Annotated in this window: 16 protein-coding genes; 8 read left to right on the forward strand and 8 right to left on the reverse strand. The window is 33.4% G+C overall.

Annotation, left to right across the window (positions count from 1 at the left end):
- Positions 1-387 precede the first annotated feature (387 nt).
- The 5 genes from BMX53_RS14845 to BMX53_RS14865 form a co-directional block, all read right to left on the reverse strand.
- A complete protein-coding gene (locus BMX53_RS14845; RefSeq protein ID WP_074747273.1) occupies positions 388-969 on the reverse strand; it encodes a YdeI/OmpD-associated family protein in 582 nt (193 codons plus the stop codon).
- Positions 962-1,912 (reverse strand): alpha/beta fold hydrolase, encoded by a 951-nt coding sequence (locus BMX53_RS14850; RefSeq protein ID WP_074747274.1) that lies wholly within the window; start codon positions 1,910-1,912, stop codon positions 962-964. The genes BMX53_RS14845 and BMX53_RS14850 overlap by 8 nt, the downstream gene beginning before the upstream one ends.
- Positions 1,913-1,991: 79 nt before the next feature.
- On the reverse strand, positions 1,992-2,687 hold the full coding sequence (locus BMX53_RS14855; protein ID WP_074747276.1) for a helix-turn-helix transcriptional regulator: 696 nt from the start codon (positions 2,685-2,687) through the stop codon (positions 1,992-1,994).
- 146 nt (positions 2,688-2,833) lie between these two features.
- Entirely contained in the window at positions 2,834-3,778 is a 945-nt protein-coding gene (locus BMX53_RS14860) for a YeiH family protein (protein WP_038988409.1), read from the reverse strand.
- 70 nt (positions 3,779-3,848) lie between these two features.
- Complete coding sequence (locus BMX53_RS14865; protein ID WP_074747278.1) at positions 3,849-4,745, reverse strand: LysR family transcriptional regulator; 897 nt, start codon at positions 4,743-4,745, stop codon at positions 3,849-3,851.
- 137 nt (positions 4,746-4,882) lie between these two features.
- On the opposite strand from BMX53_RS14865, the gene BMX53_RS14870 reads away from it, so the two are divergent.
- Both BMX53_RS14870 and BMX53_RS14875 read left to right on the forward strand, forming a co-directional pair.
- Positions 4,883-5,563, forward strand: coding sequence for an aspartate/glutamate racemase family protein (locus BMX53_RS14870; RefSeq protein ID WP_074747280.1), 681 nt, complete (start codon positions 4,883-4,885; stop codon positions 5,561-5,563).
- 751 nt (positions 5,564-6,314) lie between these two features.
- A complete protein-coding gene (locus BMX53_RS14875) occupies positions 6,315-6,512 on the forward strand; it encodes a heavy-metal-associated domain-containing protein (RefSeq protein WP_063175488.1) in 198 nt (65 codons plus the stop codon).
- 48 nt (positions 6,513-6,560) lie between these two features.
- Here the strand turns inward: BMX53_RS14875 and BMX53_RS14880 are convergent, their stop codons facing one another.
- Positions 6,561-8,645: a hypothetical protein gene (locus BMX53_RS14880; protein ID WP_063175487.1), complete on the reverse strand. Its 2,085-nt coding sequence runs from the start codon at positions 8,643-8,645 to the stop codon at positions 6,561-6,563.
- Positions 8,646-8,749: 104 nt separating this feature from the next.
- Here BMX53_RS14880 and BMX53_RS14885 point away from each other — a divergent pair, with 104 nt between their 5' ends.
- From BMX53_RS14885 to BMX53_RS14910, 6 genes are all read left to right on the forward strand, one after another.
- Positions 8,750-9,484 (forward strand): helix-turn-helix transcriptional regulator, encoded by a 735-nt coding sequence (locus BMX53_RS14885; protein WP_063175486.1) that lies wholly within the window; start codon positions 8,750-8,752, stop codon positions 9,482-9,484.
- A gap of 41 nt (positions 9,485-9,525) precedes the next feature.
- Positions 9,526-9,984, forward strand: coding sequence for a GyrI-like domain-containing protein (locus tag BMX53_RS14890; RefSeq protein ID WP_063175485.1), 459 nt, complete (start codon positions 9,526-9,528; stop codon positions 9,982-9,984).
- 5 nt (positions 9,985-9,989) lie between these two features.
- Positions 9,990-10,355: a DUF1801 domain-containing protein gene (locus BMX53_RS14895; RefSeq protein WP_074747282.1), complete on the forward strand. Its 366-nt coding sequence runs from the start codon at positions 9,990-9,992 to the stop codon at positions 10,353-10,355.
- A gap of 222 nt (positions 10,356-10,577) precedes the next feature.
- Complete coding sequence (locus BMX53_RS14900) at positions 10,578-10,910, forward strand: hypothetical protein (protein WP_240485554.1); 333 nt, start codon at positions 10,578-10,580, stop codon at positions 10,908-10,910.
- Positions 10,911-10,912: 2 nt separating this feature from the next.
- Positions 10,913-11,203 carry a hypothetical protein gene (locus tag BMX53_RS14905; RefSeq protein ID WP_038988418.1) on the forward strand — a complete coding sequence of 97 codons (291 nt, stop codon included), beginning with the start codon at positions 10,913-10,915 and terminating at the stop codon, positions 11,201-11,203.
- A gap of 19 nt (positions 11,204-11,222) precedes the next feature.
- Positions 11,223-12,830, forward strand: coding sequence for a PepSY-associated TM helix domain-containing protein (locus tag BMX53_RS14910; RefSeq protein WP_074747284.1), 1,608 nt, complete (start codon positions 11,223-11,225; stop codon positions 12,828-12,830).
- 39 nt (positions 12,831-12,869) lie between these two features.
- Here the strand turns inward: BMX53_RS14910 and BMX53_RS14915 are convergent, their stop codons facing one another.
- Both BMX53_RS14915 and BMX53_RS14920 read right to left on the reverse strand, forming a co-directional pair.
- A complete protein-coding gene (locus tag BMX53_RS14915) occupies positions 12,870-13,496 on the reverse strand; it encodes a 2OG-Fe(II) oxygenase (RefSeq protein WP_063175482.1) in 627 nt (208 codons plus the stop codon).
- Between the two features lie 382 nt (positions 13,497-13,878).
- Positions 13,879-15,357: an L-type lectin family protein gene (locus tag BMX53_RS14920; RefSeq protein WP_063175481.1), complete on the reverse strand. Its 1,479-nt coding sequence runs from the start codon at positions 15,355-15,357 to the stop codon at positions 13,879-13,881.
- Between the last annotated feature and the right edge of the window lie 4 nt (positions 15,358-15,361).

Raw genomic sequence — 15,361 nt, forward strand, 5'->3', positions numbered from 1 at the left:
AACATTCAATAAACAAACAAAAAAAGACATATTCCAAATATATCTTTTTTTATAATCTAAATATTAGTACCTATTAATTCACATATATAATGTACAATAGCGACCTAATAGAAATGAATATCCACAGTCCTACACCTTCCAATAAAGGTTTAAAACCAACTGACTTCACTGTTTTATAAGAAAGTGATGTATAATTAATTTGTAGTATTGAACGAATGTAGAATCTAGGTTTAACCCAGATTGTGTAATAGACCAATTAACGAGAGTTCATTATACAAAATAGCTCTGAACTTATGAAAAAAGCATACTATAGTATGGTTTTAGAAAAAGTGATAGAGATATAAAGTAGAATTAACTCATAGTATTGGGTTAATGCGGAATCTGGGTTTAATATGTTATCTGCTTTGGTAATTCCTTATTTCTTGCACTTTCTACAACCTCATTGATGCGTTTTTGCCTTGTTTCTTGTCGTTTAGCAAGGACTATCCAACTCAATACTATTTTCCTTGCTGACTTACTCAAACTTAAGAAATAATCTTTTGTACCATTGTGCTTACTAAATGCTATTTCTAAATCATCTGGTATTATCAATGCCTCTACTTCATCCAAGATTGTCCAAGAACCATTTTCTTTTGCAACCTCAACACTTTCAAAACCCGCTTTTGTCATTCTCTTATTATCTATGAGTATCTGTACTATCTCTTTGTTCACTTTAGACCAAATACTATTAGGTTTTCGTTTACTAAAATATTGTATATATGAAGTATCATCAACCTTTTTCTTAGTACTATCTATCCAACCAAAACAAAGTGCTTCATCTACAGCTTCTCGCCAACTAATAGAAGGAACTTCTGACTGTTTAGTATAATAAACAAGCCATACAAACTGTTTAATCTGATGATTCTCTTCTAACCATTGTCTCCAATCCTCTATACTTTGAGGGTAATATGTTTCCTCTTCTTTAATCATTCTGTTGTCTTAACCATTGTAAAATTGCTTGGGTAGTTTCTTCTGGTTTTTCTTGCTGAATCCAATGTCCACAATCTAATCTAATAACATCCAAATTTGGGGCGATATTCTTCAGATTTTCATTCTCAGGAATTGTATCCTTCAAACCATATATCATAAGAGTAGGGTGATTAATAATTGGAATAATATCAGCCATTATATGCCAGTTTCTATCCATATTTCTATACCAATTGATACTTCCTGTAAAACCTGATGCTTCAAAGGCAGTAATAAAGACAGATAATTCACTTTCTTGCATTAAAGGTTCTCCTAAAGAATTTTCTTTTTGTGCAAGATTTATCATCAACATACCTGGTTCTGGTGGTGTAAGTGGTACATTCTTACGAAATATATTATGAAGGAAACGAGTTGTATTTTTATTCATTATATCATCTGCAACTCCTATTTGTCGATTGAAGTGAACAAAATAAAAATCTTCTCCAAAAATTGCTTCCATCAAATCAAGCCATGGTATTTCACCACGTTCCTGATAAGGCAAGGCTAAGTTTATAATTTTATTTACCCTTTTAGGATGTAATAATGCCAGATGCCAAACAACATTTGCTCCCCAATCGTGACCTACAAATACAGCATCTTCATATCCAAAATGATCCAGTAGAGCTACTAAATCACCTGTCAAATGTATAATATCATACTGAGTTATTTCAGTTGGCTGAGATGAGTTACCATATCCTCTCTGATTCGGAATAATAACATGATAGCCAGCATCTACAAGAGACTGAACCTGATAACGCCAAGAAAAAGCATGTTCTGGAAAACCATGACAAAGTACTATAGGGTTTCCAACATTCTGTTTACCTGCTTCAAATACTTCTAATTCCACACCATTGACTTGCACAATAATAGGCTGAGGAAAATTACTTACATACATTTCGTTTATCATATCGATTCTTTTAAAGATTACTTAACGATGCAAACTTATTCCCACCTTGCGACAACCCTATGGCAAGGGTTAAAAAATATTAATGATATCTTTCAAAATACTCTTGCAAAGTCATTTTATGAGGTTCAAACTCTTCAGTTAATATTTCTAATTTCTTAATTCTATCTAAGCGGAAGAAACGAAATTCTTGCCTTAACTGACAGTAAGCAACCAATAACCAGTTTTCAGTGTTTAGCAACGCAAAGGGTTCAATGTTTCTGATTGTAGTTTGATCTTTTTCATTTGTATATTCAATCTTTACAATACGAAAATTAGTCAACGCAAACTGTATATCAGATAAACTATTACTATTTCTTTCCAAGTAATTATTTTGATCAAAGCGTGTTCTCTCTGAAAGTAAATTAGCATTATCTTGTACATTATATCTTAAGACCGCTTTTATCTTGTCAATTGCTTCACAATAATCTCTAATAAACGAGGTGTCCTTATTTTTAAGAACCAATTGTTCTGCTGTAATTAACGCATTGGCTTGTGCTTCTGTAAACATTAGAGGTGGTACCCTATACCCTTCCATTAGTCTATACCCTTTTCCCTCTTCAGTAATGATAGGAACACCCGCTTGTTCTAATGTCTTTATATCTCTGTAAATCGTACGGATACTCATCCCAAACTTATCCGCTAATGCTCTTGCTGTCAAAAGTCGTTTGGTTTGCAGTTGAATAAGTATAGCTGTAAGTCGAGATAGTCGCTTTATATCATTATCGTTGTCATTCATTCTTAAGAGATGTATAGTTCTATTACAAAAATATGAATTATATAGACCAACTAACACCTTCTTTTTTCTTCACAGTAATTATCACATACAAAAAAAGACTTATTTATAATAAGCCTTTTCTTGTTTATTGTTGTTTCCTATCTATTTTAATTCACATACATAATGTATAGTAGTGATGTAATGGAAATGAATATCCACAGTCCTACTCCTTCTAATAAAGGTTTAAAACCAACTGACTTCACCGTTTTATAAGAAAGTGATGTCCCTATTAAGAATAATGTTAAGGTCAATGCTGCTTTAGATGCTTCTACGATGTAAGGACCTACTGTTTGAACTGCTGGGATATATGAGTTAGCTAACATCGCTAGTACGAATAAACCGATGAAGTATGGTAATTTTACTTTTCCTCCTTTTGTTTTAAAGAAAGCCATAGATAAGAACGCTACTGGTATTACCCATAAAGCACGCGCCAACTTCACTGTAGTAGCAACTTCTAATGCCTGATCTCCATACTTAGCTGCCGCTCCTACTACAGAACTTGTATCATGGATCGCAATAGCTGACCACAACCCAAAATCTACTTGGCTCAATCCTAAAGCATGCCCGATAGGAGGAAATATAATAAGTGCTAAAGAGTTCAGAATAAACACAATTCCTAAAGCTACTGATATCTGCTTCTCATCTGCCTTTATCACAGGAGACACTGCTGCTATAGCACTACCTCCACAAATAGCAGTACCTGAAGATACTAAATATGAAATTTTCTTATCTATCTTTAATAACTTACCTAATAAGAAGCCCAATCCTAACGTCAAGAAGATGGAGAATACAGTAAGGATAAAACCATCCTTACCTGCTGATATAGCACTATAGACATTCATACCAAAACCAAGACCGATAACTGCAAGCTTTAATAAAAGACCTGTTGCTTTCTTTGTTTCCTTTGCATATGGATTTTCGAATATCTGTGCATATACTATCCCTATTACTAAAGCTACTGCTGAAGATATAAAAGGGAATAAACTAAGTAAAGCTAACCCTACTAAGAGTACTTTACCTATTGAATCACGAGTATTGTTTTCTGTTGTCATTTGTATCATTATTTACAGATACAAATTTCTCTTATGCAGACACAAAAAGAAAATACATAATTGTTATAACCTATAACTTTAAGTTATGCGTTCTAACAAATCGTATGAATAGCTCTACTAACGCACTTTCTTGTCCTTGACGCTGTATTAGAGAGAAGGTTCTACTGATATCTATACCTTCGATATCTACTACGCATAGCTCGTTATATCTAAGCTCTTTTAATATCGCGTGCACAGAGAGAAACGCCACACTATTAGAGTGCATTAAATACATCTTAATACTCTCTGTACTGGAGAAGTTCATCTCGTTAGTCAAATCACTTAAAGTTATACCACTCTCTCTTAATGTAGTATCTACTACATCAAGAGTACCTGAACCTGTTTCTCTTAATAAGAAAGACAATTCTCTTAACTCTTGTGGTTTGACAATTCCTTTTTTGGCTAATGGATTATTACTACTACACACCAATACAATCTCATCCTTGATAAAATCAGTATATTTAATCTGAGGATTTTTAGAATACCCTTCTACCAGCCCAACATCTATCGTCTTATTAAGCAATAAATTCTCGATAGTATTTGTGTTATCAGATACCACGTCTAAATGTAGATCACTCACTTTCTTTTTGAACTCAGCTAATAACGGGGGTAACACATACTGAGAGATAGTTGTACTCGCTCCTACTCTTAAGCTACCGTCCATCTTAGCATTTAAAGCGTGTATATCAAACTCTAAATTACGGTAGATAGAGAATATCTCCTCGGCATAAGTGTACAGCAACTCTCCTGCTTCTGTCAGGTGTATCTTCATCCCATCTCTTACAAAGAGTTTAGTCTCATAAGTAGACTCTATCTCTTGGATATGTTTAGTCACTGCTGGCTGTGAGATTAATAGCTCTTTAGCTGCCTTAGTAAAGCTACCTCGCTTCGCTACGGTATAAAATACTTTTAGTCTAAAGTCAAACATATCCTTTTTGAGTTTATAATAAGAGGTGTATAAACAACAAAAATAACGAAATAATATGGTCTATATACTGTAATTTACTTTAATACATAAGATAGATTTACCTAAATTTAGATCTTCAAAACAAACTATCTAAACTCATGAAAAGAATTGGAATATTAGGGGGTACAGCTTACCCATCGACTGCGCTATACTATACGTTACTAAATAAAATGGCTAATGAGAAATGGGGTGGTTATCACTCTTGCCCAATTATCTTATACAGCATCGATTACCATCATATCAAATCGAGATATGCTAATCAATGGGATGAAATACCTAACATTCTAAAAGACGAAGTAGAGAACTTATTAATGTTACAGCCTGACTGCTTTCTTATCGCTAACAATACACTGCACAAGGCTTATGATCAAATCAAACACGAGTTTCTAACTAATATCCCTATGTCGCATAGTATAGAATTGACTAAAACTCATATTCTAAAAAACAATATGAAGAAAGTACTTCTATTAGGAACTCCATTTACGATGGAAGATGATTATTTCAAATCTCCACTACAGCAGGCTGGTATAGAAGTGATTATTCCTAATCAAGAAGAAATAGCCAAAATAGGTGCTTTTCAATCTACATTAGCTACAGGAAGTATAACAGATGAAATGAAGACATTCTTCATCCAATTAATGGAAGACTACAACAGTGTAGATGGTGTTATCTTAGGTTGTACAGAATTGCCTTTAGTGTTTAACTCACTTGATACCAACCTTCCTATTATAGACACTATGGTACTTCAGTGTGAAGACGCTTTTAGTAAAATACAGTAATACTGAATTATATTACCCTACTAAAGTCGCATTACTATAGTAATACGTTTTATTAATATACCGTACTCCGTACGTTATTATAACTTCATAGAAGATATAGATTATGAGATACAATCTGACTAGTCAGTACTGTATCTCATTTTTTTTTGTAATAATCTATCCCTCTACCTACTATTCTCTTAAGTGTAAAATTCTCTCTTTATTATCCTACCAAATACTAAAACTACCCTTGATATCTTCTTAAGGGATTTCTAATTGCAATCTGATATTAGATACAAAGACAATGATACATCAATACAAGGTCAATTGTTTAACAAACAGCCTCTCTACTCAACTAAACTCGAGTTATTGTCCATGAATTGTCCAACAATCAAGCATGAGTGCCTATGTTTAGTGGCTTTATAAGGCCTTCTAATTTTATAAAAAAACAACAAAAACAGTTAACTGATTAAAAATCAAAGTTTTACAAAATATTGGATTTAAAAAAAGTAGTTCACTATTTTTAAAAATATGATCAAAAGAGGTCTAAAAAGCTCTTTTTTAGAAAAAACTGGTGTAAGACTGTGTATTTTTAGCCATCAAATAACCTGTAATGGCGCGAAAAACAAAAAAATGAATACTACTTTTTTATAAGTATTAATTCTGTGAAAAAATGGAAATAACAAATTATATAACAACTACTTAAAATCGTATAACAGCTAAAAAGAGTTGCTAGCCTACATTTGTAATACAAATTATAAATGATAAAACAATGGCAACAGTATATCAAATAAAAGGAATGGGATGCACAAGCTGTGTAGGTAAAATAGAAGAAGAACTAAAGAAACACCCTGCTATAGAGGCTACAGTAACTTTAGACACGCATAGCATAGAGGTTAAGACTCCTAACGTCTCTAGAGAAGATGTACAACAAATACTTAGCAACGCTGGTAAGTACGAGCTTCTTTAAAAAACAAAAATGACCTATATCACTACTAAGGATATAGGTCATTCTTATTTATAAATACTGTTCTGTGATTTGTACGACTACATTGTTGTTGTATAACTCCTTATAGTATGCATGTTGTTCTCCTTCTAAGATATTAATTCTCTGTCTAATCTTATTCATAGAAGCTACTAATTGATCAATAGAATAAACTATGCTACTTGACATCACATCTCCCATTTGCATATAATAATTAAGCATCTGTATCGGTGCTTCTATTGGCATAAAACTATAGTCTTCATATGGACTAAAGTCCATATCAATAATATTCTTACGCTTAAAAAAACGATCAAATAACTGTTGGTTCAACTCTATATAACGTGTCCAATAGTCGGTTAACTCTGGATCTTGTCTTATTGCCTCATTTATTTCTGTATTGTCATATAAGTGATACTTCCACAGTAATGTTCCAGTAGTGTACATCTCTTGTGGCAACGCTAATATTTTCTCTAAAGTCTCTATCTGCATTGGTATTTTATAACCAACTGGTTTGTGCTGTTGTGCATACTCTCTGAGTTCTAAGAAGTATTCTTCTTTATTAATCAGAGCTAATCCTGGATGATTAAAGAATTCATCTATATCAAATACCCCATAAATAATAGCCTTTCGGATGGCTTCTAAGGCTTCTGTTTTCTTCTGCTCCGCACAATAAAATAGAGTTACATAGTTATATACCTCTGCCTCTATCCAAAAGTAAGATTCTGTAGTTTCATACAAACTCCAAAACGGTTTAAGCTCCTTTATATCCTTACTCTCTTGATATTTTTGCCAAACAATCTTGGCGTAATCTCTAATCTCCTGTATTTGGTAGAATACCCATGGAGTATGTTGTTTCTTAATAAACTCTTCTTGATAGGCTGCACTGGATTTCTGTAAATAGATGCGTTCCTCCTCATCCATTCTCCTATACTTATCACCATATTTCTCATGAATAGATTGCGTTAATTCGTCTTGTGATAAGTCTTTTAAGCGGATAATACTTCCGTTGTTTTCCTCTATTAAATAAGCAAATAGTCCTTCTTTATCTTCCCCTATAAATCCTGAAAACCCATAAGATAGTTTCTCTAATCGCACTTTATAACTAAAGGTTTGCCCATCTATATCTAACTTATGAGAATTATAATAAACTGTTGTATCTGTAATCAATATTTCGGTCTGATACGGGTATTGCTCTATGCGATAACTATTAAATGAGGTCTTAGGTATAATGTGCCCATAGAAATATAGGTTGACACTATCTTCTGCTAAGAAATCTTCTTTTAGTTTAAATGTGGTAGCATCACTACCAGCTATCAATATTCCCTTATTGTCTAATACTCCTTCTGCTGAAAGGTAAAAAACGGTCTCATATTTGGCTACTCGTTTAAATTTCTTAGGATTAGTCTTGATGCACTTATCGTGAAACAATACGTGCTCTGCATCTGCTGCTCCATATACTGTAGGCTTAAAAGTGGCTAAGTCTATATCTGTGTATATATGCCCGCCTGACTTACAACTAAACACGGCTTTACCATTGTAATAATAATTGCCAAAAAGATGAATAGGTCGCAGAGGGGTAGCCTCTTTAGCGAAGGTGGTTAGGTTGGCTAATCTGTGTTTCTCTTGTAGTGTACTAACTTTCTTCACTACATTGCTATCCACTATTTTAGAGTTGAATAATTTCTCTACAAAAGGTTGGTCAAACTGCTCTGAACAACTCAGTGCAATAGACTGTACTGTAGCTAATTCTTCTTTCGTTATTTGCTTGATATTCCAAACATTTTCTTCTAAAACTTCGTAAGTATCTACCTCAGTCCAATTAAACGCATCTAAGGTCAAAGCAATAAAACTGTGGTCTATGGCTAATGAGGCTACCTCTTTTATACTTTGATAAAAGTTATCTGTTAGCGTTTCTCTATTACCGTGGTTATAGAATGCTAAACACAGTAATTCTTCTTTCTTTTTGTTGTATTGATAAAAATAATGGTCTTGATAATTATAGTGAACACAGTCATACATTTCTTCACTAATCACTGTGATAGCTTTAGTCTTAAAGAATGCTTTATAATTAGTATCTGCTATTTTTATTTTAGATAGAAGTCCTACTGGTTGAGCCATAGTGCGAATATTTAGAAGTTGTAAATATACTTATCTCCATTAACGCAAAGCAAGTGACAAGAATGTATCTTTGTCAAATAATTCTCTTTAACCTCTATATCAATATGTCTGAAAGTAAGCCACGTCTAAATAGATTAACTGCTATAGTTACTCAGTTACAATCTAAGCGTATCGTGACTGCTACTGAAATAGCAGAAAAACACAATGTGAGCATACGCACAGTATATAGAGATATCAGAACTTTAGAACAATCGGGAATTCCTATATTCACTGAAGAGGGAAAAGGATACTCCTTAGTAGAGGGCTATGCTCTACCTCCTGTGATGTTTACACAAGAGGAAGCTAATGCTCTGATCACTGCTGAGCAGCTTATCTTAAAAAACAAAGACACTTCGCTAATCAAGCAATATCAAAATGCTATACTCAAGCTAAAGGCTGTACTTCGCTATACACAAAAAGACAAGGCTGATCTACTGTCTCAACGCATTATCGTGAGGGACAATCCTGATAAGACACAGACCAGTGACTATCTGATACAGATACAGTCTGCTATAGTTAACCATCAGGTATTAGCTATTGACTATCTCTCTTTAGACAATCAACAAAGTCAACGCGATATAGAACCATTCGCTATCTACACTACTCAAGACAATTGGATACTGATTGCTTACTGCCGATTAAGACAAGACTTTAGAGCCTTCCGTCTAGACTGTATTCAAAAATTAAGAGATACGATGCAGGTATTCGAGCCTCATCAGATAACTATGGAACAATATCTAAAGGCGTGTAGAGAAAAATATTATCCGAATGAGGCTACCCCTGACACACCTCTGTCATAAGGTGCAATTAACTTTGTGGTATAATCAATAAACAAATCAAGATGACTACAATTACAGTAAACCAGTTTCACCTAATCGGTATTGCCGTTCGTACTACTAATGAGCAGAATCAAGCAGCTAATGACATTCCTATGCTATGGGATAGATTCTTTAAAGAAGATGTTCTTAATCAAATTCCCAATAAGGTATGTACGGCTGTCTACTCTTTATACACTAACTATGAGGGGGATCATACGATGCCATATACCACTATTATTGGTTGTGAAGTAGCGGACTTATCTGTGATACCTAAAGGAATGGTAGGGCAGACTTTTGAGGCAGACAAGTATCAAAAAATAACAGTGAAGGGAGACCTAACACAAGGGTTAATCATCAATGAATGGGAAAAAATCTGGAGTGAGAATTGGGACAGAAAATACACAGCTGACTTTGAGGTATATGACGAGAAAGCTAATAATCCACATGATGCTGAAGTAAGTATATATGTAGCTATAAAATAACAATTATGAAAGAGACAGAACATTACTATTTAAGACAAGAAGAGCCTAATCGCAGTTGCTTACAGGCATTGAGAGGTATTATCTTATCGTTAGATGAGCATATCACTGAATCTATTAAGTGGGGAACTCCTTGTTTTAGCTATAAAAATCGTATGTTCTGCTTTCTGGCACTAACTAAAGCTCCTAAGTCTCCTTATCTTCTAATAGTCGAAGGTCTATTAGTAGATCATCCTCTACTAGAAATGGGTAGTCGTAAACGTATGAAAACTCTGTCTCTAGATGCTACTGAAGATTTGCCTATAGAAGTACTGTTAGAAATATTACAACAGACATTAGATTTATATACTTCTGGGGTTATAAAAACAAAGTAGTTTAGATGAAAACTAGTTAACCTCGCACAATATTTTCTTAAAAATGAGCTATGTATTTTTTATACTAGCTCATTTTTTGTTTTCAAATAATTCTTAACAATCTGATAAATAATATCATTACAAAATATCACATCCTTAATAACAGGTAGTAAAAATCTTTTAAAATTTTGTTATTGAAAACAATAAAATATTATACCTTTGTTTTTATTCAATCTAAATAAGATGCAAACTGTACTATTTTCGATCATTGCTTTCGCATTCTTTATGCTTTATAATACTTCACAAAAAGTAAAGTATGAGAAGAAATGTTCATTGACTACTTGGATAAGATCCAATACCAAGCTTTCTAAAATCATTGCATACTCTCTATTAGTTATTACACTAATTGCTGAAAGTATATATGATGGATTAGGAGTGGGAAGTTTTACTTTCTTTATTTACCTAATGTTTATAGGTCCTGCGATATTAACACTATATCCTATGATTCCATTTAAAGCGAAACACGTTATCAGTGTAGTAGCCTTAGGGTTTATTTTAGAATTTGTAATATTTTAATTATGCCCGCAAATAAAAAACACTTAGAAACTTCGGTTTGGCAACGCTTTTTAAAAATCACTGCAGGATTAGTTGGAGGTTTTTTTGTAAGTATAACATTTCATATGTTATTAATGTACTTCTTTGACTCTCCACCTATCTATGCGACAATGTATATTACAGGATATTTATTATGGACTATCCTTTTTATCCTAGCTTTTGTCATAGGTAATGGCTATAAAATATGGCTGACTTATATCGGGCTTAGTGTCCTGTTTTACTTGCCTTATTTAATAGCTCCACTACATACCTAATACTACACACACAACCATTATGAATATTAAAAACTACAATAAGTACTTTCACTTACATACGATAAGTGGGATTATTATTACTGTATTACTTTATATTATCTTCTTTGCAGGTTCATTTTCTTTCTTTAAGACTGAGATAGACAACTGGCAAAATAATAGACCTCAACAAAAGTTTACTGCTGTTTCTGTAAACTACAATACACTTTTAGATTCCATAGATACTCAATATGGATTACAAGGTAGAAACGTATCATTGCGATTTATCGACCACAGTAGAATTATCGGTTACAATGTGTCTACATCACAAGATACTCTATTGCCAAAGGCAAAAGAACGCAACTTCGGTATATATGATACTGCCACTAAAGAGAACTATACGTATGAAGAGACTTACTCATTAGGTGAGTTCTTATATAGACTACACTTCTTAGCACAATTAAATGGTTTGGTAAATATCCACATCTCTCCATTTGGATACTTTGTAGCTGGATTAGTTGCATTTATTTACATCTTTGCGTTGATTACAGGATTACTAGTACATTGGCAAAAGATAGTTTCTAATTTCTATGTATTTAGACCTTGGGAAAAACTAAAGACTGTATGGACAGACCTTCACACTGCTTTAGGAGTGATCACTTTCCCTTTTCAATTAATCTTTGCTATCACTGGTGCTTATTTCTTATTAAACTACCGTATCATAGGTGCTACGATAATGGCTCTAGGATATGGTGGAGATGCTGATAAGTTTAATAATGATGTTAGTCTTGATAAAGGGGCAAAAGAAATTGTGTATCAACACAAACCTATTGACCAAAAAATAGATTTAAACTATTATATAGATCAAACTGTCAAGAGATGGGACAATCCCGTAATCTCAAATGTTTCTATCATAAACTATGGTGATGAAAGTATGGCAGTGTCTATCAGCGGTAGAGCAGAGAATAGCAAACAGCTGAACAGCCGTGGAGAAATTAAATACCACATCTATACTGGTGAAGTAGAAGAAATAAACAACCCGAATGTAGATCCTGGATATACATATACTTTCGCTAATCTAGTTTATCTATTACACTTTGGTTCTTTTGGAGGATACGCTACTCGTATCGTTTATTTCTTAGTAGGTATAGCTGGATGTGTGGTAATCATCTCTGGAGTTCTTATCTGGTTAGTAGCTAGAGATAAAAAGAATGTACCTGAACACAAACGCAAGTTTAACTTCTGGTTAGCTAATATTTATATGGCTATCTGTCTATCTATGTACCCTGTGACTGCATTATCATTTATAGCAGTAAAACTTAATCCTTCTGGAGGGCAAGGATTTATATATACCTTCTATTTCTGGACTTGGCTAGCAGTAACGGTACTATTATGTTTTAGAAGAAATATCTATAAGATCAATAGAGATTGTTTATTAATAGGTAGTATCATAGGTATTACTATTCCGATATTCAATGGAGTAATGACAGGTAACTGGATCTGGGTAAGCTGGGCAAACCACTACACAGATATTCTAATTATCGATTTATTCTGGATTATAGTTCCTATCACAACGCTATATGCGTGGAAGTTAGTTAGAGACAAACATGAAAAGAAACAAAATGCTGAAATAGAAACAGCTGCTGAATAATCTAAAAAAGCCTTTATGCAAACCATAAAGGCTTTTTTATTATCTTGTTTTTAACCATCCTGTGATACTGTATCTCGTATGATTAACCATCTTCACTTCGTGTTCTATGCTTTTGCTATCAAACACTACTAGACGTCCTGGTAAAGCGTATACTACTTCTTCGCGTTCATTGCCATTCTCGTCTTTCAGATAAAGAGCTAGCTCTCCTCCATAAGCTGGAGTCCAATCTTGATCATTTAAATATAAAACTACTGAAAGCGTTCTTCTATTATCTGTGTGAAATACATCTAAGTGACGCTTGTAATATGTCCCTTCTGGATAACACGCATAGTGAAACTCTCCTTCTTGTATTCCTAAGTAGCAAGTTCTGTTTACGTATTCTAAAAAGTGATTTACTTTATTAAAGTACATTCTCTCTACCTCATCAGGTTGTTTTTCATCTAGCCAAAGAATAGAATCTCCTCTAATTTCTTCTACTATTTGCTCGTTATCAGCCTGTCCTATTGCAGCTTTTTTAAAGCTGTGTAAATCCTGTTTTAAAAGCAAGTTTGCTCTTAAAAGATTGATTTCTTCTTCTGAGAAAAAACAATCTACAACTGAGTATTTACGATTTACTAAATCGTCTATTATTAACTCATAAAATGGATTTAATTCAAAATTACCCATACATTAACAAATAAAAAGTACACAAATATAAATTACAAGACAAAAAAATCAATGCGACAAAACACACTTTTTTAAGCTATTTGGCCTCTAAAATGCACTTTTACAGATTTGATAATTCTATGATTCAAAACTGCTTTCTCAGAGATAATTCTTGTTATTTTTTTTGCGAGATTCTCTGTGTTTTTCACATTTTTCTTATCGCCTAAAACCAACTGTTTTTCATTGGGTATTGCTTCTATACCTCTTTTAATACTTTAGACTTAAAAACTGCTCCTAAAAACACGTTTACTACTCCTATATTCTTTATATACCAATTCACTTACAATAAAAAAAGGAGAGCGTATTGCTCTCCTTTCTATATCCATTTGTACATGTCTATTATTTATTTTTCTCCAGCTTTTGATCTAATATGTGGATTAACCACTGCTCCACACGCTATTCCTTTTATTCTAAATAAAGCTGGTTTAGATCTTACACCATCCAATTCAATAGAATAATAAATATCGGCTTCATCACCTGGTTCAAACCATCCGTCTTTTACGGTAAATGTTATTTCTTCATTACGACTTGAAAACTCCCATTTACCTGTTGAGTTTTCATATACTCTATCATCACCGCTTAATTTATCTCCTTCCTCATCTACAAACATAAAACTGCCCCAACCGACATCATAACCTGTATTACGTAATACATCTACATCAATTACTCCTCCACTACTATTACCAGTTTCACTCACACACATATCAGCTACTACGTCATTTAATTCTGGTTGATTTTGTCCAGGTGGATATACCTTAACATTTCTAATAATTGTTTTTTGCTGTGCAAAATCAATAGACAATCCAACAAAACCTATTTTAACCTTTTGAGGAATAGTTGTTTTAAAATTATATAATGTTTCTATTACACCATTACTGTCACGTCCATCTACTCTATATGTATTAAACGAATGCTTATAATAGAAGTTATCAATTAACATTATTTCATTTCCTCCATCTTTTGCCTTTACAGTTACGTACATCCCTTCTTCATTATCAGGAATTAACTCAACAATAATCTTTTGAAAAACAGGAGCTTTTGATGATCCGCCATTTGTTATATCAAACCCTGCTCCATTGCGTCTGCGTTCAAAATCATACTCACCTGTATTGTAGTTTAACGTTGCTGTTGCTATATCATTAGATGGATTATAATAGCCTTGATATTGAGAATAAAGTACAGGGTTACCATTAAATCCTTGCATTCCTTGTATAGCTCCTCTTAAAGTAATATGATCACTATAGTAGTTTCCAAATACATTTGGAGTAACGCCTGCGGCTGAATATCTTGCATCTGAGATACCAGCACGCATTTCATATTGTATCATGGCTCCAGTTCCTTTAAACCCTCCACTAAGGTCAAAACCAATACCTAAATACCCTCCTGCTAATCCTTTTAATCTTGCTGTAGAGTTTGACTCATTATAGGCATATCCTAAAGCACTTCTACCATATCCTAATTGAAACTTCTCTTTAGCATCAAATACAAAAAAAGACATTCCTCCACCAGGAGCATACCCTGTTCCATAAATAGTACTCATCGCATACTCAAACTCTACTACAGCTCCCTCTCTTAAATCAATCTCTAAATCATCAATAGCAAAACCACTGTATCCTACCCTATCATGACTTAATACAATTCCTTCTTCGGTATAACGTTCACTACCTGTAGGAGCACTTCCTCCTTTATCCCATTCTTCTACAATTCCTGGAGGTTTTGATGTTCCTGTCAAAGGAAGATTATAAGTATTGCTTTTAGTATTCTGTGCTTGCACAGTCAATAGACCTAAACAAGCTATCAATAAATAATAATATTTCTTCATACTC

Source organism: Myroides marinus (assembly GCF_900109075.1).
Taxonomy (GTDB): Bacteria; Bacteroidota; Bacteroidia; order Flavobacteriales; family Flavobacteriaceae; genus Flavobacterium; species Flavobacterium marinum_A.